This is a genomic window from Eudoraea sp. (genome assembly GCF_039969275.1).
Taxonomy (GTDB): domain Bacteria; phylum Bacteroidota; class Bacteroidia; order Flavobacteriales; family Flavobacteriaceae; genus Eudoraea.
Genome location: NZ_JBDVOC010000013.1, coordinates 1 through 24,486, shown reverse-complemented (window position 1 = coordinate 24,486; position 24,486 = coordinate 1). Strand labels below are relative to the sequence as shown.

The 24,486-nt window shown below is 37.3% G+C and carries 15 protein-coding genes; 7 read left to right on the top strand and 8 right to left on the bottom strand.

Features of this window, described 5'->3' with window-relative positions:
* Positions 1-59 precede the first annotated feature (59 nt).
* Together ABJH90_RS11410 and lysS are read right to left on the bottom strand one after the other, a co-directional pair.
* Positions 60-1,457, bottom strand: a complete 1,398-nt coding sequence (locus ABJH90_RS11410) for a PKD domain-containing protein (RefSeq protein WP_348143241.1) — start codon at positions 1,455-1,457, stop codon at positions 60-62.
* Positions 1,458-1,589: 132 nt separating this feature from the next.
* Positions 1,590-3,284, bottom strand: a complete 1,695-nt coding sequence (gene lysS / locus ABJH90_RS11405) for a lysine--tRNA ligase (RefSeq protein WP_348143238.1) — start codon at positions 3,282-3,284, stop codon at positions 1,590-1,592.
* A gap of 277 nt (positions 3,285-3,561) precedes the next feature.
* On the opposite strand from lysS, the gene ABJH90_RS11400 reads away from it, so the two are divergent.
* The 3 genes from ABJH90_RS11400 (at position 3,562) to lipB (ending at position 5,556) form a co-directional block, all read left to right on the top strand.
* On the top strand, positions 3,562-4,476 hold the full coding sequence (locus ABJH90_RS11400) for a hypothetical protein (RefSeq protein ID WP_348143235.1): 915 nt from the start codon (positions 3,562-3,564) through the stop codon (positions 4,474-4,476).
* 187 nt (positions 4,477-4,663) lie between these two features.
* On the top strand, positions 4,664-4,819 hold the full coding sequence (locus tag ABJH90_RS11395) for a YqaE/Pmp3 family membrane protein (protein WP_297691811.1): 156 nt from the start codon (positions 4,664-4,666) through the stop codon (positions 4,817-4,819).
* Between the two features lie 20 nt (positions 4,820-4,839).
* Positions 4,840-5,556: a lipoyl(octanoyl) transferase LipB gene (gene lipB / locus ABJH90_RS11390; protein ID WP_348143232.1), complete on the top strand. Its 717-nt coding sequence runs from the start codon at positions 4,840-4,842 to the stop codon at positions 5,554-5,556.
* Positions 5,557-5,581: 25 nt separating this feature from the next.
* Here the strand turns inward: lipB and ABJH90_RS11385 are convergent, their stop codons facing one another.
* The 4 genes from ABJH90_RS11385 to ABJH90_RS11370 all read right to left on the bottom strand — a co-directional run bounded on the left by ABJH90_RS11385 (position 5,582) and on the right by ABJH90_RS11370 (position 10,993).
* On the bottom strand, positions 5,582-6,271 hold the full coding sequence (locus tag ABJH90_RS11385) for a hypothetical protein (RefSeq protein ID WP_348143229.1): 690 nt from the start codon (positions 6,269-6,271) through the stop codon (positions 5,582-5,584).
* Positions 6,272-6,274: 3 nt separating this feature from the next.
* Positions 6,275-7,597 (bottom strand): OmpA family protein, encoded by a 1,323-nt coding sequence (locus tag ABJH90_RS11380; RefSeq protein WP_348143226.1) that lies wholly within the window; start codon positions 7,595-7,597, stop codon positions 6,275-6,277.
* Positions 7,598-7,800: 203 nt separating this feature from the next.
* Entirely contained in the window at positions 7,801-10,263 is a 2,463-nt protein-coding gene (locus ABJH90_RS11375) for a ribonuclease HII (RefSeq protein WP_348143223.1), read from the bottom strand.
* Positions 10,264-10,396: 133 nt separating this feature from the next.
* Positions 10,397-10,993, bottom strand: a complete 597-nt coding sequence (locus ABJH90_RS11370) for a ribonuclease HII (protein ID WP_348143220.1) — start codon at positions 10,991-10,993, stop codon at positions 10,397-10,399.
* A gap of 177 nt (positions 10,994-11,170) precedes the next feature.
* Between ABJH90_RS11370 and ABJH90_RS11365 the strand changes: the two genes are divergently transcribed.
* From ABJH90_RS11365 to ABJH90_RS11355, 3 genes are read left to right on the top strand one after another with little or no spacing between them, the layout of a single operon-like run.
* Positions 11,171-14,323, top strand: coding sequence for a SusC/RagA family TonB-linked outer membrane protein (locus tag ABJH90_RS11365; RefSeq protein ID WP_348143217.1), 3,153 nt, complete (start codon positions 11,171-11,173; stop codon positions 14,321-14,323).
* 19 nt (positions 14,324-14,342) lie between these two features.
* Positions 14,343-15,761, top strand: a complete 1,419-nt coding sequence (locus tag ABJH90_RS11360) for a SusD/RagB family nutrient-binding outer membrane lipoprotein (RefSeq protein ID WP_348143214.1) — start codon at positions 14,343-14,345, stop codon at positions 15,759-15,761.
* 16 nt (positions 15,762-15,777) lie between these two features.
* Positions 15,778-16,299 carry a hypothetical protein gene (locus ABJH90_RS11355; protein WP_348143211.1) on the top strand — a complete coding sequence of 174 codons (522 nt, stop codon included), beginning with the start codon at positions 15,778-15,780 and terminating at the stop codon, positions 16,297-16,299.
* 424 nt (positions 16,300-16,723) lie between these two features.
* On the opposite strand, the gene ABJH90_RS11350 is transcribed toward ABJH90_RS11355, so the two are convergent.
* Positions 16,724-17,437: a hypothetical protein gene (locus ABJH90_RS11350; protein WP_348143208.1), complete on the bottom strand. Its 714-nt coding sequence runs from the start codon at positions 17,435-17,437 to the stop codon at positions 16,724-16,726.
* Positions 17,434-21,729: a thrombospondin type 3 repeat-containing protein gene (locus ABJH90_RS11345; RefSeq protein ID WP_348143205.1), complete on the bottom strand. Its 4,296-nt coding sequence runs from the start codon at positions 21,727-21,729 to the stop codon at positions 17,434-17,436. Before ABJH90_RS11345 ends, ABJH90_RS11350 begins: the two co-directional genes overlap by 4 nt.
* A gap of 292 nt (positions 21,730-22,021) precedes the next feature.
* Between ABJH90_RS11345 and ABJH90_RS11340 the strand changes: the two genes are divergently transcribed.
* Positions 22,022-24,001: a putative porin gene (locus ABJH90_RS11340; RefSeq protein ID WP_348319485.1), complete on the top strand. Its 1,980-nt coding sequence runs from the start codon at positions 22,022-22,024 to the stop codon at positions 23,999-24,001.
* The last annotated feature ends 485 nt before the right edge of the window (positions 24,002-24,486 follow it).

The following is a 24,486-nucleotide window of genomic DNA, read 5'->3' as shown; positions in this document are numbered from 1 at the left end:
CTTTAGTTTTAAAAATAAAAGGGAGCAAGCTTGCTCCCTTTTAAATTATCTGTAGAATGCTATTCATTCAAATTAATAGGATTCAGGTTTGTGTCTGTTGAGCCGTATAACAATTTTATCTCTCCTTCGATATCAAATCCGGCAATAAAAAATAAATTGCCATCGATGTTTAGTATTTCAGGCAGATAGTTTCCAGGATAATTAAGTTCTTTAATTTGACTTCCATTATTGTCAAATTTTCTTAAATTCTCCTCGCTGGATAGTACAAAGGAATTTCCTAAGGACACCATAGCCTGATTATTCTTTGTTTCTTCAAAATAAGATGATGATATCTTGGTGCCCGTTGCATTAGCCAGAGTGAGTTCACCATTTGCATACATCGCGATATTGCCGTTAGAAAGCTGTTCTAAATGATAACTTCCGTTCAGGTCATTAGAAGAACTGATTTTGGAATCCAGTACGGAATCCTCATATATAAAATGAGAAGTAACATTTAGACCGGAGTCAAAAAAGATTAACAAGGGTTTGTAGTTTGTTATTTTCGGATTGGTATCATTTTTACTAAAAACTGCTCCAAAAGCAATAAAGCCGTTTTCAACTTCAATCATATCACCAATCATGGAATCTGCATCTCCAAATGAATTAAGGACCACCTCAAATGCATCGCCTGAGGAATTTCTTGTTTCAACAGCCGTTTTGTAGATACTGCTATCTTCTTCAGTTCCAAAGTATAAGAAGTTAGCACCATCTGCAAGGTAACCGTAGCTGTGTTTGGTTGATGAATTTATTCCATTAAGAAAGCTCCAGGAACTGTTATAGTTTACTTCCTGAGTTCCATAAAGGCCATCCAATGTTCTTGAAAATACAAAATTCATATTTCCACTGGCATAAAAATTAACAAAAGCACTATTTGAATTATAAGGCTTATCCGCTATATAATTAAAGGATTGCATATAATTTTCATCTAATTCAGTGTAATAAAATTTCTCCCCACCTGTACTTTCAAGGTCTTCCAAAAGTTTTATATAATAGATTAATCCGTTCTCCGGGTTAATTCCTGTTTCCAAAGGTATTCCGTTAAATCCGTCAGCTATTTCCGGGAAAATAAAGAAGTCTTCTACTATTGCGTCATTCACCAGAACTTGTTTGGAAACTGTTTTCGTCTCCAGAGCTTCATCGGAGACCGTTAAGGCGATGGTATAATCTCCTGGCTTTCCGTAAACTACAGTAGGGTTTTCTTCTGTACGTGTTTCTCCGTTACCAAGATTATAGGAGTATGCAATCGCTCCTACAGAGCAATTGTTTATTTGCAGGTTTTCGCCTACCATAAGGATCTCTTTACTCACTTCAAAACATGCCACCAATGTTGAGTTTGGATCAGGATCAGAAGGAGATGCATCCTTAGAACAGGAAGTGCAAAATGCTGCTAAAATGATCAGAAAGTAGATTTTCTTCATAAAAACAGATTTGGGATTCTATTATTATAACGAAAATACCGGGGTCCTTATTTCAAATTTTAACACTCATTCGATGAAATGCACTAGATGTAAAATGCTGATAATGAATTAAATAAGGATAAAATAATTTTTTTATTGCTCATTTAATTCGCAAAGAAGCGTATCGCCCTCTTTTACCACTTTAGTTAAGCCCAATTTGTTCAAACCTTTAAGACCCTTATCCCACGCCTTATTACTTAATCCGGCAGCCTCTTTTAAAACCGCTAATGGCATGGATTTATGGGTTTTTAAGATGTTAAAAATCGCTTTTTCACTTTCATTTAATTCCAGTGGCTTTTTTTCGGGACGCATTTGTGGAAAGAACAAAACTTCCTGAATAGAGGCATTGTTTGTTAACAGCATTACCAGGCGGTCTACACCTATGCCAATCCCCGAAGTGGGGGGCATTCCGTATTCCAAAGCCCTAATAAAATCCTGATCAATAAACATAGCTTCATCATCCCCTTTTTCCGACAGTTTTAGCTGCTCTTCAAAGCGTTCGCGCTGATCAATAGGATCATTTAGTTCTGAGTAAGCGTTGGCAATTTCCTTCCCGTTAATCATAAGTTCAAACCGTTCTGTTAAGGCCGGATTCGTCCTGTGTTCCTTAGTTAGCGGACTCATTTCTTTTGGGTAATCTATAATGAAAGTAGGTTGTGTGTAGTGATGCTCACATTTTTCACCAAAAATCTCATCAATGAGCTTGCCAACACCCATACTTTCGTCTACTTCTATATCTAGTTTTATAGCCACATCGCGTACCGATTTTTCATCCATCCCTGCAACTTCGTAACCCGTATGCTCCTTAATGGCTTCAAGGATTGGGATACGTGGATAGGGCGCCTTAAAATCGATCTCCTTCTCACCCATAGCAATTTTTGTTGAACCATTGGCATCTATGGCTACTTTTTCCAACAACTGTTCCGTAGTATCCATCATCCAATTGTAATCCTTGTAGGCTACATAAAGCTCCATAATGGTAAATTCGGGATTATGGGTGCGGTCCATCCCTTCATTTCTGAAATCCTTGGAAAACTCATATACTCCGTCAAAACCACCCACAATGAGTCGCTTTAGATAAAGTTCATTAGCTATTCTTAGGTAAAGCGGTATATCCAGCGCATTATGGTGTGTTATAAAAGGTCTTGCAGCCGCTCCTCCCGGTATTGGCTGTAAAACAGGAGTCTCTACTTCTAAATATCCCTTATTATTTAAAAACTCACGGATACTATTGGTTATTTTGGTTCGCTTTATGAAAGTATCTTTAACTGTAGGATTAACAACCAGATCTACATAACGTTGGCGATAGCGTTGCTCGGGATCGTTAAACTCATCATATATATTGCCTTCTGCATCTTTTTTGGGAAGAGGCAATGGCCTTAAGGCTTTACTTAGGAGTGTAAAATCTTTAACCATAACGGTTTTCTCCCCGACCTGGGTAATAAATAGTTCTCCCTCTATACCAATGATGTCGCCAATATCCAATAATTTTTTATATACCTCATTGTATTTGGCCTTATCATCTGCCGGACAAATTTCATCCCGGTTAAAATAGACTTGAATACGTCCTTCACTATCCTGTAATTCTGCGAAGGAAGCTTTGCCCTGAATCCTTCTGGACATTAACCTCCCTGCAATTATAACCTTTTTCCCCTCTTTATAGTTGTTGGAAATGCCCACAGAAGTGGCATCTACTGGGAACAAGGCTGCAGGATAGGGATTAATCCCCATTTCCCGAAGCTTATTCAGTTTTTCTCTTCGTACGATTTCTTGCTCAGAAAGTTGCATAAACTGGTCATTAAAGCTGCAAATATAGGTACAATGCGTTAATCTATCAATCCAATATTTTCATTCTATTATGAAATGGGTTATCTCTAAATAACCTAATTCCAAATCATGATAAAAATCATAGATTACTTACCCAATCTTCACTTCATTTGTTCTCTATTTCCAATAATCGCTTATTGTTGATGGAATTATGATTGTTTTTGAGATTACTCAATACTTTAAGAAGAAAAAATAGCAAATACTCTAACTATAATTTTTTATATAAATTCTTTAAAAAATGAAAAAAATCGTATTCAGTATTTTAGCCTTAGTAGGTTTCGCATTACATTCCACAAGTCAGGAATTATCGCCATATATTGAGATTGGCAAATCGAATAATAGCATACAACAGATATCTGAAGATGTCTTGGCTGCACTTAAAGAAAATTCATTTCAGGTTTTGGGGTCTTACCATCCTGCGAACAGGAGTTCTTTAAAAGTGATTGCATTTACACGAAGTGATTTAAAAAATACAGTTATAAAAGTTGCTGACAGAGGAGCTCTTGCATCAGTATTTAAAGTAGGTCTGGTGGAGAAAGATGGGGAGGTTACTATTTCGTATACAAATCCTGATTATATCTTAAGAGCTTATTTAAGAGATAATTATAACTCCTACAAAAGTATTTTTGAAAAATTCAGTATAGATTTAAGAACAACATTTTCGGCTATTGGTAATGAATTCCTCCCTTTTGGTGGAACTGTAGAAGCCGATAAACTTAAAAAATATCATTATAAAATAATGATGCCCTATTTCACAGATCCTGTTGATTTAAATGAATTTGCATCATTTGAAGAAGGGCTTAAGCTAATTGAAGCTAATCTAAAAGCTAAAAAAGGAGAAACATTGCAGGTCTATAAGATTATTTACAGTAACGAAAAGGTTGCAGTATTTGGAGTGGGATTGAAAAGTAAGGAAGATGGCGAATCCCAGTTTTTACCGAAAATAGGAATGGATCATGCAGCCGCAATGCCTTATGAAATTATATTGCAAGGTAAGGAGGCAACCATGCTACATGGTAAATATAGAATTGCCTTGCATTGGCCAGACTTGACGATGGGTACATTTATGAAAATTATGAGCACCCCTGGTGATATAGAGGACACCCTGAAAGGACTTTGTGAAATTTCAGGAGCTGATAAAAACTCCTTATAATTGAATAGTAGCATTATTTAAAGTTGTTTCGTTTTTTGTTTATATAGGCCCTGTAAGTGCAGGGCCTATTGTTTAATAATTTTTCCAATAAATTTTGATCCTATTTGCTGTAACAAAACGCAAATACTTACGTCCAATAGTTACTCCTGTCCGGCAATTGGGCAGGGTGAATCATTAAACCTGAACTATGAGCTTTTGGAGAGTGTTGCTGGCTATTATATTTCCGCCTTTATCGGTCCTTGGTAAAGGTTGCGGATCTTTTCTTATTGTTCTGCTTTTAACCTTTTGCGGCTGGGTTCCCGGGGTAATAGCTGCTTTGGTGATCCTTAATAATCCCAGCTGAAGGTTGTATCTTTGCCTGCGATGAATAAGAAGGTTGCACTACAGGATATAGGCTTTAAAGGCTACAAAGAAACCTGGGACTACCAGGAACTGTTGTTTCAGCAAACGGTTGATCTTAAAATCAAGAACAGGCGGGAGGAAACCCTTCTGGAGACACCTAACCACTTCCTGTTTGTTGAACATCCACATGTATATACTTTAGGTAAGAGTGGGGATATGTCAAATCTGCTTGTCGATGAAAAATATTTGGAAACCAAAGGAGCACAATTCTACAAGATAAACAGGGGCGGAGACATTACTTATCATGGGCCGGGGCAGATTGTAGGCTACCCCATTCTGGATCTTGATAATTTCTTTACAGACATCCATAAATATTTACGCCTTCTTGAAGAAATGGTTATCCTTACCCTGGCTGAATATGGCTTAAAAGCGCAACGCTCAAAAGGCGAGACAGGAGTGTGGTTAGATGTTGGCACTCCCTTTGCCAGAAAGATCTGCGCCATGGGCGTACGCGCCAGTCGCTGGGTTACCATGCATGGGTTTGCCATGAATGTAAATGCAGATTTGGGTTATTTTGATTTAATGATTCCCTGTGGAATTAAAGGAAAGGCCGTCACTTCCTTGAATGTGGAATTGGGTAAAAAAGAAGTTTCAATGGCTGAAGTAAAGGAAAAATTGCTCAAACATTTTTCCCAGCTTTTTGAGGCAGAGATAATAAAAGAAAAGACCGGAGTCTAAGCCCCGGTTTTTAAATTTTGAAATACTATTTACTAAGGCTGGTAAGTACCATACTGGACATTAATTTACCATTTTTATTAAAAGTTTCCTGCTTAACCATACCAATATCTTCTGCAAGCCAAAGGCGTGATGGGAAATTTTGACTGGACATCATCATTTTAGATTGGTTTTCACTATAAATAACATAGCATTCAAAAGTGCCGGCGGGAGTAGTAATCGTTTCTTGTTTTTCCACTTTTCTGTTTATCATATCCACCTTAGAAGTCATACTCACACCACTCATACTCATTTTCATGGCTATATTGGCGTCCGGTAAGACTTGTCCCACTTCCAGATTATTCGGAAGTTCAATATCAGTTCCGGATACCTCCATTTCCATATCTCCAAATTGCTGAAGCATTTGATTAGACATTAAAGATTGATAGTCAATTGTTACAGTGTTTTCTGTACAGGAATAGGTAAATTCAGAATTAAAGGCTTCCTTACCTTTATCATCCATATATTTCATGACCATTGTGGCAGAAGTGCTGCTGCCCTCATCAATGACATTAGTTACCGTGTAGCTAATGGTTCCCTGAGTTTTACCTTTACCATCCATGGAAGTATACTCCAAAGTGGAACCTTCTTCCATAGGGTAATATTTACTGCAATTCTGAGCTGCAACTGGCATTGCAAAAACAAATAGCAATCCAATTAAAAATAGTTTTATTTTCATAGTTTATATTTTAATAAATTCTACTCTTCTGTTTTGTGCTTTACCTTCAGTAGTTCCGTTATCAACCACCGGCTCAGTTTCTCCCTTGCCATCTGTTTTAATACGACTGGTGCTAATACCAAACTCTTCGGTAAGGGCATTCATCACAGAGGCCGCTCTTAGCTTAGAAAGTTCAAGATTCGAAGCGTCACCTCCGTCCGCATCCGTATGTCCTACAATTAAAATATTCATACCGGATTCCTGCTGCAGGGCATCGGCTATCATCTTTAAGGTGCCGTAGGATTCTGGTTTAATTAACTCTGAACCCGAATCAAAAAGAATACCGGTAGTTGAGAACTTGCCATCTTTGAGTAATTTGCTTCGCAGGTCTTCCCCTCCCTCTGCCAGTTTAACATTAGTGATAAAAACAAATTGTTCTGTTTTTTCGCTGGGCATGTTATACAAATTAAATTTTATGAATTTAATAAAACCGGGTTCAATAAAACGTGGCAGATCTACTAATTTTCGTTCGTTCATCCACATTCTAAATCGCTTGCCATTAACAGCTACAGCCACATGTGCCAACTGTAGCACATCATTTCTCACATCTTTTTTAATGTAGTTTTGAACTGAATTTTCGCTATTAAAATAATTATAAACATAAACACCGGCATCAATATATTGCGCTAATGGAATGCCCATTTCCGCATAATTTCTTCCTTTGCGTAAGGAATTATTATCATCCAACGACAATGTTAAGCGGGCAGTGGAACTCGTATTCCTGTCAAGGCCTGTGGTGATCATATCAAATTCTACGGTAAACTCTTCGGGTAAGGTCTCAGGAAGATCTGGAACATAGATAGTTCTATCCGATAGTTTAAGCCATTTATCAGGACTGTCATCGAGTGTTACCACTTCCCCTGAACCGTTTGTATTCCATTTAGCCGGGAAATCTCCTATGTTGTCTTCAGAGAAATCGTCATACAACATTAAACGGTCCCCTGGCACAAAATCGTAATTAGTATAAACTTTAAGTGATTTAGGTCCGCTTGATTGAGCTGAATTACCGCTCCCACCTGATACATTAGGATTGTTACCACCTTCAACAGGAACCGGATTTTGCCCTTTTGCTTGTTTCCCTTTTTTACCAGGTTCCAAAATACTATCTAAAGCAGCGTCTGTTTTCTCCTGTGTTTCCTTCTCTACCCTTCTTTCAACTGTGCGTTCCGCAGCTCGTTCAGCTGCTTTTCCTAATTTTTTTAATAATTGAGCGCTTGCATCCGGGGTTACAAGTGAGAATAAAAGTAGTGGAAGAATAAGACGAAGTTGTCGTGCTAGTGTTTTCATGATTGTTGTGGTGTTAAGTGCCTCTTAAAATACGAAATTTTAGGCAAATCAGGGGGGTTTAAGTCTTCTTTTTTCGTCAAAAAAAACTTACAAATACCTAATTATTAGTGCTTTGTTGAAGAAAATTATATAAAAATTATTTAGTATTTGGGAGAATTGTATACACGGTTCATTTTAGTGTGTAATTGGTCTATGGAAAAGGCTTAGTTAATTTTGTAAAGCACAAGTGCATTCTCCTGATCCTTGCAAACAAATTCAATCTTACGGTCATTATCAATATCATCCAGGTCTATCCTGGAATACCCAAATACCGGAAAATTTTGTATTGGTAGCGCATTACTGTCAAACAAATGAACCTTTTGACTTTGGATGTCGGTTACACTGACGTAAATTTTATCATGAACATAAAAAATAACGGGATGGGTATAGACGCCTAAATCCAGTGTTACCTTCTTTCCTTTAATACTCAGCATATTTTCATTATTACTCACCAGGGTTTTGTTTGTAGCGTCCAGTCCGTGATCTTCAGCATAGTTAAACTTTGTTTTCGAAACTTTACCTTTAGTATCTATGGAATGAAGCGTACCCTTTTTATCCGTGACAATAAAATTATTTTTATATAAATAAGTGTTATTAGAGGAAAAATCAATTTTCTCGGTTACCTTAACTCGTGTATTACCTACACGATTCATTATTTTAAGGTCGCCATTTTCCAACATAAAAACCAAATAGTCTCTATTACCTATTTTAATATGTTTAGGCGCTGATAGTACCGGACTGCCTGTATCAGTATATTTAAAACCCCTTACAGTTTTACCCTTTGAATTATACATAAAAACTTTTGATCCCTGGGTAATGACAAAGCGATAATTTCTTTTTCCCTCATAATCAAATACCGCAAGTTCATTTAAATTCCCACCAGGGAAATTCATATTAAATGGAGCCACTTCTTTACCGTTTCTATCCAAAATGAGGAACTCATTTCCGGTAGTAAAAGCTAATTGTAATCGCCCGTTTTTATATAGGTCTACCTGACTTATTTTTCCTTGTATTCTCCCCTTTAATTGTTTTTTCCATAATATTTTACCCTGAGTGGATATTAAATACAAATTGTTATCCATGTCCTGTACCACAATTTCTTTTTTGTTGGTCCTGTGATTTTTAACAAATTGGGGGTCTGTTGCTAAATCACTATCTAATTCTACCCGGAATTGCGCTGAAATAGTATTCCTCTCTTTTTCCTTATACTTTTTTTGAATGAGTAGATTGGTATGATAAAAATTTGCATCGGCAACAATTTGTCCGGCAAAAATATAATTGGAAGATTCGGTTTTATTAAAATCATTAATTAGTTCCCTTGTGCAATGCATCTTCAGGATGTGCTGCATACCTATAGCATTAGCCATGAAAACAATGCTCGATTCATCTGCGAGAACTTTACGCGTGGTTTCATATAGCATACTTTTGTCAAATGTGGAGCCACTACTATTGTCCCGAATTATCCCTTGTAAGACATCCAGCTCTTCAGAAAAAATAAAGGTGTTTTCGAGTATGGTATAATAATTTGCTTTAAACTCCTTTAGCAGTGGATTAAAGTATTCATAAAGAAATTTGTTGCTTACAAGTTCGAAAGTTTCGCGGCCCATATATATGGCATTGTTGCTACTCTTATCCTCCAGGAACTGTGTGATATTTTCTGCGCCATAGGTACTTAAGATGACTGCTTTTTTGTTTTCTATAAACAGCACGCCAATTTCTTCCACAGTATTGAAAACACTGTCTCTTTTAAAGGCCGCCTCTAAATAGTCTTTCTGATTTTGGGCAAAAACATCATAATTATCAAAAGAAAAGGAAATAAACGCATCTGTCTTTTCCGGCATTTTTACACTTATGTTACTAACCAATGGTCTGGTATTCATAAATAGATCAAGCAAGTTTTTGGTGGTATCTGTGGCAATTGATACACCATTCAATTGCAGGAAGTCCTGAGATGGTTCTATGTCAAAGGTTACCCAATCTGCAAAACCTGAAAATCGTATTGTAGAATCTTTTTTAAGAACATAATCATCCATATAATTACTCTGTCCCAGATTTAAGTAAATAGATGCGGATTTATCAATATTCGAAGTTTCAAACAGCGAATTAAGAATTGGGTCAATTTCGGTATTATTTATGTTATCAATGATGTCATCAATTAGATTAAGAGATGATCCAAGTATAATTTGCTGATCGAGTTCAATGCTAAAAAAAGTAATTTGCTCTATTTCGTACCTCTTATAACTTCTGCCTTCAAAAGAGACTGATTCAATGGTAGGGCTTTCGTTCTTGTCAGGATTAATAAAACTCAGGGGTTTATCAGAAACATAAATGAATTCGCATTTTAAAGAATCAATTTTAGTAAAGGCCAGAATACCGCTGGTATCGCTTTGAACAAATTCAAGTGCTTTGATCCTGCCCAGGATATGGTCATAATTTGTTGTTGAATACAATGGCTTTAAGAAGTCATTGTTTTTAAGTTCGCTTTTTAGGTTCGTCAGATTATTAACTTTAATTATTACCGAAGCATTTTGGGGGAGATAATCTAAAAGTGGTGTTGTAGATTCTTTTTGTTTCTGGCAAGAGAGAATACAAAAAACAATGAAGGTGAAAACTAATATAAATCTCATTTAAAATGCTTTGCAGCAAATTTAGAACTTTATCTACTTTTATCTATGCGGTAAGCAGGGAAGTTATTTATGAAATAAAAACGAAATGACTTTCTGGGAACTAAACTCAAAAGGAAGTTCAGAAAGGTTTGCATTATAATTCAAACTTGAGTTGTTGGGGCAATAATTTAAAACTCTTTCTGTGATATTTGGTTATGCCGTAATCTATTATTGCTTGTCTATGCTCTTCGGTGCCATAACCCTTGTTTTGTTTCCAATTGTACATCGGAAATTCTTCATGAATTTTTTCCATATAGGCATCTCTGTAGGTTTTAGCCAATATTGATGCCGCAGCAATACTTTGAAATTTGCTATCCCCCTTTATAATGCATTTATAAGGAATTTCATTTATTGGCTTAAACCGGTTGCCATCCACTATTAAAAAGTTAGGCACTTTAGACAGCTTGTTTATAGCCTTATGCATCGCAAGTATTGAAGCGTTGAGAATATTAATATCATCAATTATATCTGTTTGAATTTGTGCAACACCATAACTTATTGCACTAACTTCTATTAAAGGGCGCAGCCTGTTTCTGGTAGATGCAGATAATTTCTTTGAATCATTAAGCGATTCTTCGGAAAACGAGCTTGGTAATATAACCGCGGCGGCTGTAACAGGTCCTGCCAGGCAGCCTCTTCCCGCTTCATCCGTTCCAGCTTCAAATTCACGTTCCCTATAAAATTTCAACATTTTTTAAGATTATTAACAAAAAAAATTAAACATAATTTAATTATTTCATCATTAATGTAACAATGTCGCAATTATGTAGAAAAATTTAACATAATTTAACTACAAACCTCCATATTTCTTGTGTAGTTAACATTTAATTAAGACTTTTGTAGTGACTAATTCAAAAATTCTATTTAAATGAGATCTAAGTTAACTTGGATGTTAACACCTATTTTGGTGTTATTCATCACTTTCTCTTATGGACAGGAGAAAACGATTTCGGGTAATGTGACAGACCAAAACGGGTTACCACTCCCGGGAGTATCTATTATAGTTGTTTCCACAGCTATAGGAACACAAACAGATTTTGACGGGAATTATTCAATACAGGCTAATGAAGGCGCTGTTCTTCGTTTTAGTTATATTGGACAAAAGACCGCTAACAGGACAATTGGTTCGGACAACATTATCAACCTTCAAATGGCAGAGGATGCTCAGGCATTGGAGGAAGTAGTTGTTACGGCTCTAGGCATTCAAAAAAGTACCAGAACCTTAGGGTATGGTACAGATGTTGTAAAAGGTGAGGAGTTGGTAAAAGCCAGAGAATCAAATATTGTTAACTCATTACAGGGAAAAGTAACGGGTGTACAAATTACCAATACTGGCGGTAACCTCGGAGGGTCATCTAAAATCATTATTCGTGGTGTGTCTTCTTTAAGTGGAGCAAACAATCCGCTTTGGGTTGTAGACGGAGTTTTGATTAACAATTCACAGACTCCTACTGGAAGTAGAATAACTGGTAACAGGGATTTTTCCAATGGAGCCTCAGCAGTGAACCCCGATGATGTTGAAAGTATTAATGTTTTGAAAGGTGCTGCCGCTACAGCTCTTTATGGTTCTCGTGCAGCAGCAGGAGCTATTATCGTCACTACCAAAAAAGGTAGAGCAGGAGATGGGGGAGCAACAGTATCATTCAATTCCTCTACAAGATTCGATAATTTGTTCAGGATACCGGATTTTCAGCAGGAATATGCGATGGGTACAAATGGTCAATACGATTCCGGTAGTGTGGGATTTGATTGGGGACCAAGAATTGTAGGGCAGACTGTTCCCAATGCACCAGTTACAAATACAACAGGGCAGCTTAGAGCTGTAAAGGATAATGGTATAAACGACTTTTTTAAAACGGGGATAACCCGGATCAACAACTTTTCCGTAGGGGATGCTAATGAAAAAATGGATTATAGGTTGAGTTTCACTTCCTTAAACCAGGATGGGATTTTGCCAGGATCTAGTTTAGACAGGATTACCATTGGCGCGAATGCTGGGGTAAGACATAATGAATGGTTGGAATCCAGGTTTAGTGTTCAGTATACTACTACAAAAACCAGGGGTACTGGTGCAACAGGTGCGAATGACCCAAACATTGTTAGTTTAGGTAATTCTTTCAGTAGTAATTTAGATCAGAACCTTTTCAATCCATGGATAGATGAATCTGGTAATCAAATAAACCACATTGTTGATAATCAGGGAGTATTATCCAATAACCCACTTTGGTTAAGGTACGAGAATAAGAATGACAGGGACGAGGATCGCGTTTTTGGTAACGCTCAGCTCACCTGGAAGCCGATAAGAAATTTCAGTATTTTAGGAAGAGTAGGTATTGACATTTCGGATGACAGACGTTTAATTACAAACCGAAAGGGTACCATACAACGTCTTTTTGGTGATTTTGATTCGGATAATATAAGAAGGAACGAGCTTACTTCAGATTTAATTGCTACCTATAGTAACGATTTTTCAGAAGATTTGTCGTTGACTGCTTTTGCAGGTTTGCAGTACAATTCAAGAATTTTTGAAAGACAGCGTATACAAGGTGTCGATCTTTTGATTCCAGAATTGTTTAGTCCTGCAAATGCGGCACAAGCAATTCCAGAAAGGGATTTCGCTCAAAGGACATTGTTTGGTGTCTATGCTTCTGCAGAAGTAGGATTTAGAGATTGGGCCATCTTAACCTTAACAGGTAGAAATGATACTTCGTCTACCTTGCCAGAGGACAATAACTCTTATTTTTATCCTTCTGCTAGTTTAGCATTTGTATTTACGGATGCTTTTAATATACAGGGTAAAGGATTGAGTTTTGGTAAATTTAGGGCAAGTTGGGCAAAGGTTGGTAATGATACCACTCCATACCTACTGGATTTTAATTTTAACCCTGTAACGACTGCAACAGGTCAGTATAGTCTGAATAACAATTTTCCATTCAATGGGGCATTGGCCTATTCCGCATCAAACACTATCCCGCCTGCTAACTTAGTTCCTGAAGAACAGACTTCCTATGAATTTGGATTGGATATGAAATTCTTTAACGGCAGGTTAAGCTTAGATGCTGCTTACTTTAACACTAAAAATGAGAATCAAATTTTAAACATTCCAATTCCAGAATCTACAGGTTTTGCTTTTAGAACAACAAATGTTGGTAGAGTAGATCAGAAAGGTTTCGAAATATCTCTTGATGCTCTTGCTGTTCAAAGTAAAAATGGGAATTTTGCATGGAACACAGCTTTGAACTTCTCTAAGGTAGATTCTGAAGTGGTTTCCTTAACGGAAGGTTTGGAACGTGTAGTAATAGCATCTGCCTTTAATAGTGTACAGGTGGTTGCGGTTCCTGGTGAAGAATTCCAATTATTTGCTATTCCACATCTTAAGGATGAAGAAACAGGAAGACCAATAATAGATCCTAACACAGGTAGAAGACAAGCGGGAGAAGCTACAACTTTAGGCTCCGTTCTACCCGATTGGACAGGTGGATGGGTGAACAACTTTAATTATAAAGGCCTTAGTTTAAACGTTACTATGGATGTTAGATGGGGAGGCGTTATGAAGTCTTCAACCGTCGAGGATTTACAGACCAGTGGTTTGGTTACAGAAACTCTTCAAAACAGAGAAGGAACTTTTATAGATACAGAAGGTGTCATTGTAACACAAGACGGTGATGGCAATATTATTGATAGAAGGGATAACGATGTACCTTTGTTAAACGCCGAGGATTTTTGGACTTCTTTAAATGACAATAGTGTTGCAGAGCCTTATATTTATGATGCAACCTATGTTAAATTAAGGGAAATTGGTTTATCATATACCTTTTCTTCTAAACTGTTGGGAAATAGTTTTATCAAAGGCCTAACAGTTGGTATTGAGGGAAGAAATCTTGCCCTTCTATATTCAAAAGTACCTCACATAGATCCTGAAGCTACATTGTTCGGTTCTGGTGCGGATGGTTTTGGAGTTGAAAGAGCCAGTGTTCCATCTACAAGGAGTTTAGGTTTTAATATAAGGTTAAGATTCTAATAAAAAAAAATTATAAGACATGAAAAGATTAAAATTAATTTTACTTTGTTTTGTGTTTATATCGGGTACCTTTTCATCTTGTGATGAGAAATTAGATATAAATACCGACCCCTTGGCAGCCACAAGTGCTGATCCAAATGCTGTACTGCCTTTTGTTTTTGTACAGTATTCTTCAAGAAAGGTAACGGAATTGGGAACCAGGATATGTGATGTATCACAATATATCTCAAATACATTCAATAGCCCAAAAAATGGTAGTACTAGTATTTTCCTTACCGGAAATACCTGGGGCATGATGTATAATCAGATTTTGGGTAACCTTTCTCTGGTTAAGGCAGATGCTACTGCAGCTGGTCCTACCCAGAATAACGTTAATGCAATTGCCACTATTCTTAGTGCTCATATTTATTTCGAGTTGACGAGTATTTGGGAAGATGTTCCTTATACCGAGGCACTTAATGGTCAGGATTTTCCTTCGCCAAATTTTGATGAACAGCAGACAGTACTTAACGGAGTAGTTTCTTTATATGATGAGGCCATCGCGCTTATCGATAATAGACAACTCGACGGAGAGTTTGCTATAAGCGCTACCAGTGATCAGTACTATGGTGGTGATATGGCTAAATGGAGAATTTTGGCAAATTCCTTAAAATTACGAGCTTTAATGCTGTTGCGAAATGGAGGAGCCAATGTAGATGCTCAAATTAATGCAACATTAGGTCAACCATTGATGTCAACAAATGATGAAGCTGCATATCTTATCTATTCAGGTGACCCTGGTGCTCAGAATGGAATGAAGACTATTATAACGGCATTCTTTGGACCTGATAATGAAAGCCAGAATGTATTTGGTCCTGGGCCACCAATAGACAATCTTTTAAGAGGCTCTGGTGATCCAAGATACGACCTTTGGGTAGCAAGAAACGACTTGCCCGCTCCTGAACTCGCTTTCTTTCCAGATAATTCAACTTCTGTGTTGAGTAATAATATCATTAGATTTGATCTACCTGATATGTTAATGCTGCCGTCAGAAATTGATCTATATAAAGCTGAATTAGCGCTTAACGGGTTTGCTGCTGCCGGATCTGCAGATGCCAATTACAGAGCGGGTGTTGAAAACTCATTGAGATGGTGGGGGCAAGACATTCCCGGGGTATTGGCTACGCTTACGGAAGCGGATATTACAGGTTATGTTAGTAGCTTACCTGCTCCTAGTATTGTGGATGTTTATCAGCAACAATATCTTTCAGCATTCCTGCAGCCTGTAATGGCATGGACTCATATAAGAAGAAATAAGATCCCTGTGCTGGATGCACCACCGGCTTCTACAATTGGAACGACTTTGAGGAGATTTAACTATCCTCCCGATGAAGTTACTAGTAATGTAAATACGCCAGCTAATTTGCCTACCGAAACACCAATGTGGTTTGAAAACTAATAAAAACGTAAAAAAGATGAAAAAAATAGTATATATAGCATCCGCGTTGGCACTCATTTTAACTGGATGTACAGAAGAATATGATCTTAACGACCGAGGACTTACGGTTGAAGAATTGCCTGGATATGTGGCTTTTGATTCACCTGGTACAAATGTAAATCCTGATCCTGTTATTGTGACAGAAGATGAAGGTACCTTAGAGTTAAATGTTGAAGTGCCTACTGGAACATTATCTACGGTTACTGTAACATACTCTTTCAGCGGTACGGCTGTCTTTGGAACAGACTTTATTGTAGATGGAGCAACCAGTGCAGGAGGGACTTTGGAAATTAATTTGCCAACTGAACCTGCTGTTGATGGCAGACCTATTAACGAGGATATCATTGTGGAACTTTTACCGGATGATGTTGCCGATGGGAATAAGACATTAATTGTCACCTTGGAGACAGCTTCCAATGCTGAAGGAGCTTTGGAAGTAGGTCGTGGAGGTACAGATTTATTAAAATCTATAACTGTAGATATCTTAGATATTGACTAAAGATTCTTAAGTAATTAATACAATGAATGAAAAGGGTCGCCTATTACATGGCGACCCTTTTTTTTGTTCCATTCCTATAATCGTTTTTATCGTCAAATACAATTAAGATTTGAACTGGTATTGTACAAATACCAGCTAAGCTATTGCGAATTTCAGATTCATAGCGCGCCCACTTATTTAAAATCTATACACCCAACAGTATCTCGAATCATAGTAATTGTATCCTTAACTGCATACAGGAAGACAACTTAACTCACCTATTAATACATATTCTTAGTTTTAATACAAACTGTATAGTAGATCTGATTCCTTTATGTTCTAGATACAGCAAGGCCCAAATGCCGTCGAATTCTATAGAGGCTAAGTTGCAAATAGCCTTGGCAGCTTAGCTTGCCATAAATTCTGGTCTTAAATAGCACGTCTTTTATTCTACCGCAAATTCAAAAATTTCAGAAGTAGAGGAGTTACTTTGACTATCTGTAGTAATTACTAACCAGTAATAGGTTGTTCCAGAAGTTATAGGGGCATCTAAATTACTTTCTTCTGTAGTACCCAATTCTGTTGTTGGATTTGTTTCCGTTCCAAAGAAAACGGTATACCCTACTATGTCATCATCAATATCGCTGGCAGTCCATTGTAAATTCACAGATACAGCGGAAGCAATAGTTGCTCCTCTTGCCGGATTAATCGCCTCTGCAGGAAAAGGTGCATAGTTTTCTATTCCTGGTCCTTGATTGTAAAACTTTGCTTTTGCACTTGAAGCAGTTTCATTGGTGCCGTTTGCTTTCGATACTACAAACCACTCGTAAGGGGTTCCCCTTTCAATTGTTATGGTGGCATCGTTAGTGGTCGAATTTGATTTTGTTGAGGTGTTGGTATTTATATTTCTAAGATTAACCTCATAACTATCTGTATTTTCAGACTCATTCCACTGAAAAGTGACCGCACTTTTGGTTTCATCGGTACCGGATATCACACCTTCATTACATTCCGTATTATCAGCCGGAAAAACCAAAGTGGCTGCCGATGGTGCAGCGACCACCAGGGGGGGAGGCGTACCATCAGTACTGGACTCACCACCGCAGGCCATCAGTAAAAACAATATAATAACCGAATAAAATTTGGATGCTATTTTCATTTTCTTATAATCTTATAGTTTAACAATGTGTTCTCCGTTCTCACATTAAGTAAATAGATGCCTTTGGCCAGAACATCGACATTAAACTTAACTTCATTATCTATGATGTTAAACGGTTTGCTGAACACTTTTAAACCGTTAATAGTAAACAGGGTTAATTCTACCCGCTTTGTCCTATTGGAATTGCCCATATAAACAGTTAGATCACCACTTGATACGGGATTTGGATAAATAAAAAGTTCAGAGGTTAAGACAATAGTTTCTTCATAAATTCCCTGGCAATCTTTGTCCGTCTTAACAAAGAGTGTATTCTCAACTTCAGAAAGAGGCAAGGTAATAGAACTTTCAGCAGTCTCATATCTATTTCCATTAAGCGTAATAATATAGTTTTTTCCACCGCTGAAATTCAAAACCACCTCATTTTTAAGAGAACTTATTTTTGAGGAAACAGAAAGTGCTTCTGGTTCTGATATGGTTACATCAAAGCAGTTTTCGTAGCCAGCTTGTCCCTCAACCGTTATGCACACGGTATAACTACCAGCGGCCAAATTTTCAAAAGCCGTAGAATTGGTAAAATTAATGGGGGAATCTACTCCAGTCCCCGTTAGTGTGGCCGTATAGTTTAAGGCAGATTCTGCTGTAATTTCTATACTTCCATTGTTACTGGAAATACAGGACTCCCCAATAGACAATACTCTGAAATTCGTACTTGGTAGCGAAAACACCGCACATCCGGTAACATCAACAACAGCATCTGCTGGGGTATTCGGACAGGTATCTATTGTATTGGGCACTCCATCATTATCATTATCGTCATCACAAACATCTCCAATATTGTCATCGTCAGCATCTTCTTGATTTGCGTTGGCAATAAGTGGACAATTGTCGTTAATATCTAAAACTCCATCGTTATCATCATCTGTATCGCAAACATCACCCTCCCCGTCTGAATCGGTATCTAGTTGATTGGAATTAGATATCAACGGGCAGTTATCATTCACATCTAAAATACCATCGTTGTCATCATCGTCATCGTCCTGGAAACCATCAACAACAAAATCATCAATTATCACTCCTTCTCTGGTTACAGCGGGATCGGACTGGAAAACTATACGGAAAATCACATTGCCTTCTCCTGTCAAATCTGTTTCACCTAATGCTGCATTGGCCACAAAGTCGTAGGCGTACTCTTGTAGTTCACCCATTTGACCATCTGGAATTTCCCCGGTCCATTGTGCGCCGGGACAATTCTGACAATCATCGTCAGTCCCTGAAGAAGTATTAGTCCTATCGCTATTATACCAATTAGGTTCACTATTTATGTTACCTAATACATTCCAATTAGTTCCCGAATCTGTTGAATATTCAACATAAACAATATCAAAATTAAGCTCAAGATCAAAGGCCATTTTAAATTTTAGTACCGGAGCAACTATGTTTGAAAGCTCGTAGCAGTTACTGACTAGAAATGCTTTTGTATTGTCCGGATGATTACCGTCAAGGCTGGTACCGTATACTTGTGTCCCTGATGATGCGGTCCCCAATTTAGTACCCGTTGGAACCCCTAATTCCCAAAGAACGTCCTCTGTTCTGTCGTTAAATGTCAAAAGAGCGTCGTCAATTGTTTCAAAGGTGTTTACCGAACCACCTAAACCAAATCCATTACTATAGAAAATACTTTTGATTTTATTGTTATCCGCAAAAGCATCGTTTGTTATCTTGGCTTCTGCATTTAAGGTTACAAGACCAATAATATTTGGATTTTGAAATGGTAATGTTATTGTGGTTTCAGCGTCGCTAACCAAATTACCGGTCCATTGAAAAGTTTGGTCCCCGCCATCATTGAGACTATAAACCACGTCAATTGAGGTAATATCATTTAAGCCTTTATTTTTGACTGCGATTCCCGGTGCAAATTCCCCGCAAAGCACCATACCGGAAGTAGGGGTAACGGATATTATCTCTAAATCATTATCGGGAACTTTGATTGGTATAGGCGATTGCCATACTCCCCTTCCATACGTAGAAGCGGTAAGGATCCCGTCAACAAGATTTATATCTAAATCACTGACCGAAACACTAGGCAATCCTGTAAAATAATCCTCCCATTCCGTCAATGTATCATCTAATCTATAGACGCCCAAGCTCGTAGCGACGTAGATGGGATTGTCCACATTTCTGCCTTGATGAACTATTGCAAAGTACGCCTGGTCTTGAGGTAAATTTAGTGTTAAGTCAATTACAGCTCCAGCTGTCCCGTTTACGCCTACTGGAACCTTAAAAACTCCTCTTAAATCTTGCTGTTGATTTTGGGCAATACCAACTCGGTTGGAAGTGGTAACATAGATAAAAGATCCATCCGTAGTATTGATTGCGATATCCGAGATGCCGGAGTCAAAAACATTAAACTCACTAAAATTTATGCCACCGTCATCACTTCGAAATACTGTATTTCCTTCAGCGGCATATAATACCAGTGGGTTATTAGGATCAACTTCTAAATCGTCAATGGGCGTATTTCCAAGATCATCTGATAATCTTTCCCAGGTATTTCCATTTAATTTGTAAACGGCATCATAACCCGCGTATACATCTCCTTCACTGCTTAATGCCAGTGGTGTTATCCAATTGCCATTGCCTGCCGGAGAATTAATTGCTCCTACCGTCTGGCCTGAGTTGGTTGATACAAACAAGGGATCTCCGAATTGTACGAATCCATATACAATATTATTATTGCTGGGATCAACTTCATAATCCATTCCATCACCACCAGTATAAACATTCCAGACATCATTGTTTCTTATAAATCCTGAATTATCCTGTAATCCTCCCACCATTTTTCCCGAGTCATCCTTTGCTACAGAAATACGATAAAATTGTCCCACGGCAATACCATTGATTGTGTAATCCTGAAAAGTGACTCCTCCGTCTTCGGAAACATAAATGCCCCCATCGCTACCACAGTACAATTTGTTATTGAAGAACTTTAAAGTATGAATATCTGCATGGGTATAGGCAGGGGTATTGTTGAACCATTGATTTAGCTGTCCAAAATTCGCTCCTCCATCTGTACTTTTCCAAATATTTAAACAACCTACATATAGTTCATCCGCATTTGTAGGAGATACTTCAATGGCAAGATCAAACCAGGCCTGATTGGATTCAAGAATATTTGTATTGTTAGCGGTTTCAGTAAACGAATTTCCACCATTATCGGATCTGAATAATCCCTGGTAGCTATAATTATTACTTTGGGTATTTGCGCTTAAGATGTATACTACTTCCGGATCGTCTGGGCTAACCCCAAGTACCAGCCTACCTGAATCATTAGGTAAACCATCCTCAATTCTAGTAAAAGTTTCACCGTCGGTGGATTTATAATATGAGGAGACCGAAACGGCATAGACTGTATTCGGATCACCTGGTTTAAGTTTAAAATCGGCGATATTTCCGGGTCGTTTCACATCAAAAGTTACCCCCGCATCTGTTGATTTATAAAGCCCGCGATTTGAACCTACCCAAATAATATTCGAATTTGTTGGGTCTATCACGATTTCGTTTGTCAATAGATTAATATTTGGCGTAGACGGGTTAAGCCCTGTCTCTTGCCAGGATGTGCCGCCATCTGTAGATTTAAAAACGCCTATACTGTAAGAGTCCGCAGCATCGTCATCTCCCGTGGATATGTAAATTATATTGGAGTTGTTGGGGTCAATTGCTATTCCGGAAACTCCTATTTGTAAAAAATTATCAAACAGACTTGTCCAGCTACTACCGGCGTCTGTAGATTTCCATAATCCTCCAGCCGGAGCACCAACATACCAAACATTGGCATTGTTAGGATCTACAGCTATTGCATTTATCCTTCCCTGTCCCGGGAGCCTTCCTGACTGAGCTCCATGAGTAAAAGGACCTATAGACGTCCAATCACTTACAGGATTGATAGCTTTACCAATAGTGTTTTCCTGCTTTTTCTTATATGCCGCCCATAACTGTTCTGAGGTAGGTAGATTACCATTAGCATCCACAAAATTCATCCAGTAATTTTCCCAGCGCATATAAGGTTTAAAACCACTTCCTTTCTCCTTACTATCTTTACCTTCCCAATACTTGTGGAATGCTTCAGATATTTCATAAATGGAATAGGTGTCTACTGAGGAACTTGCAGTCCTGGCCTTTGTTTTAGAAGTTTTTGATTTTTTCAAATCTTTCATCCATGGCGCTCCTTCATTAAATTGCGCATGCGAAAAGGAGCCTGCTAGCAGGAGGAGAACCACCAATTTTCTTAACATGTATTTTTTTTGCTAATATCCTGAAAAAACTAGGAATATTCAATTTTTTCTGCCAAACTACAGTAATTTGTGTTTTAATATAGCTATAATTTGTGAACTATTGATTTTTTGAAAGTTTTATGTCTATTCAAACTTTCACATTTATTTAGGAACAAAAAAATTAACTTTGCGGACAACATTTAAAATTATCATTTTCCTTAGGCAGAATAATCCTATTACAAGTTATTGCTTTATTATTATGAACAGTTGGATATGAATCTGGCATTTCAAAAACTGTAACCAAAGTCTTTACATGAGATATCTCCTTTTGCTATTCCTGGTTTTAATGAGCCAATCACTTTTTTCGCAAAAAGATTCCATTGCACCTTCCAAAGTGAAAGACACTGCCGCGTTTCGTATGAAGAAAGTTAAAAAGGCCAAAGAAAAAGATAGTATAGAAATTACGATCAGGGATTATAAAATTGTTTCTTACTCAAGAGACTCTACCTATCTGGATACTACTCTTAGTATACAAAAAGAATATAAATACAATTATTTGCGAAGGGATGATTTTGAATTAATGCCTTTTTCCAATGTAGGCCAGCCTTATAATCACCTTGGTCTCAATTTAGAACGCAACACTCTTTACCCTTCTATTGGTTCTAAAGCGAGACATTTTAATTATATGGAGGTGGAGGATATATCTTATTACAATGTAGCCACGCCTATGACAGACCTTTTTTTTAAGACCACTTTTGAACAGGGTCAGCTATTGGATGCAATGCTGACCTTTAACACATCACGCAGATTTAACCTCTCATTAGCTTATAAAGGGTTTAGGTCTTTAGGAAAGTATCAGTGGAGTCAGGTCAAATCTGGAAATTTTAAATCTACTGCTAACTATGTGACAGAGAATGGCCGGTACAGATTAAGGGCACACTGGACATCTCAGGAAATTGAAGGGGAAGAAAATGGCGGAATTTCTAATAAAGAACTACAGTTCGAATCTGAAGACCCCGAATTTAAAGATCGGTCCAGAATAGATGTTTTTTTTACGGATGCCCAGAATATACTACTAGGTAAAAGATATTTTCTTGAGCACCAATACAGATTGATTAAAAAGGAAACTGATTCGCTTAACTCCACATCTAATTACCTGGGGTTTGGACACACTTTTACTTACGAATCCAAGAGTTACAAATTTCAACAGGATACTGAAAACGAATTTTTTGGAGCTGCCTTGGTAAGCCCTATTGGTGACAGGGCGAACTTAAAGACTATGTATAATGAGATTAATGCAGAGTTTTCTAACAGAACACTGGGTGTTTTAAAAGCATCTGTTAATTTGTATAACTACAATTATTTTTTTAATAGTACAATTACGACAGATGAAGGCTTTATTCCAAATAGGCTGAAAGGAGAAGAAGTAGCTATAGGGGCAAAGTACAAAAAGCAGATAGGGGGTTTTATGCTACAAGGCGGTGTCGCTTTCAATATCACGGGAGAATTAACAGGAAATATTATTGATGCGTCTGCCAGCTTCCAAATAAATGAAAAGAATAAAATTAGTGCCAGCATACATTCTTCATCCCGATTGCCAAATTTTAATTTCTTGTTGTATCAGTCTGACTATGAAAATTATAATTGGTACAATGTTCAAAACTTTGAAAAAGAACGTCTGAGCAGTCTGCAATTTAACCTGGAATCGCAGGTATGGGGTGATTTAAGCGCAAAATATACAACCACAGACAATTATACTTATTTTGCTTCTCTTGCAAATGATGAACAAGCTGATGCCAATTTGGAGAATGCTTATATAAAACCATTTCAGGAAGGGAATAGCATAAATTACTTAAAAGTCAAATACTTTAAAGAATTTAAATTTGGAAGCTGGGCATTGAGCAATACTCTGATGTATCAGAATGTCACACAGGATAATGAGGTATTAAATCTACCCACATTTACCACAAGAAATACGCTTTATTTTACTAAGCATGTTTTCAAGAAGGCGATGTTCTTACAAACGGGAGTAACCTTTAAATATTTTAGTAGTTATAATATGGACGCTTATAATCCTTTGCTGGCAGAATTTTATACACAGAACCGGGAGAAACTAGGAGGATTTCCATTATTAGATTTTTTTATAAACGCAAAAGTCAAAACTGCGAGGATATATCTTAAAGCAGAACATTTTAATTCTTCATTTACAGGGAATAGTTTTTATGCTGCTCCTGATTACCCATATCGTGATTTTGTAATACGGTTTGGGTTAGTATGGAATTTCTTCTCCTAATTAGATTTTAAAACTGCAAATAAATACAGCTTCAGATTGTAGGTCTGACTTTTATCCGCTGTTTTGTTAGGAACTTCTTTTATACTTAATTTGATTATTAGCTAAAATATTTGGGTATTATATCAATAATATTTAATGGTGAAAGCTTCATTTTCAAGCTGTTATGATTTAATAATTTTTATAGTATAATTTTTTTTGATTTAGGGTTGTACAAGGAAAAAAAGTGCTTTATATTTGCACCCGCTTAGCTGGGCAGTAGTAACGGTTAGGTTAGGAATAAGTAATAGGAGCTACTGAATTAAGGAAGTTCATTGACATATTGACAGACAGCGTTTTTCTGCTTATTTTTTTTTAGGAAATGATAGGTAGGAGAATTTGAATTATTTTAAGATTAAGAATACAAACAAGGGTTAGGATACAATTTTCATAGTTTATATAGGCGTAGAAGTATTTTACGATACAACAATGAAGAGTTTGATCCTGGC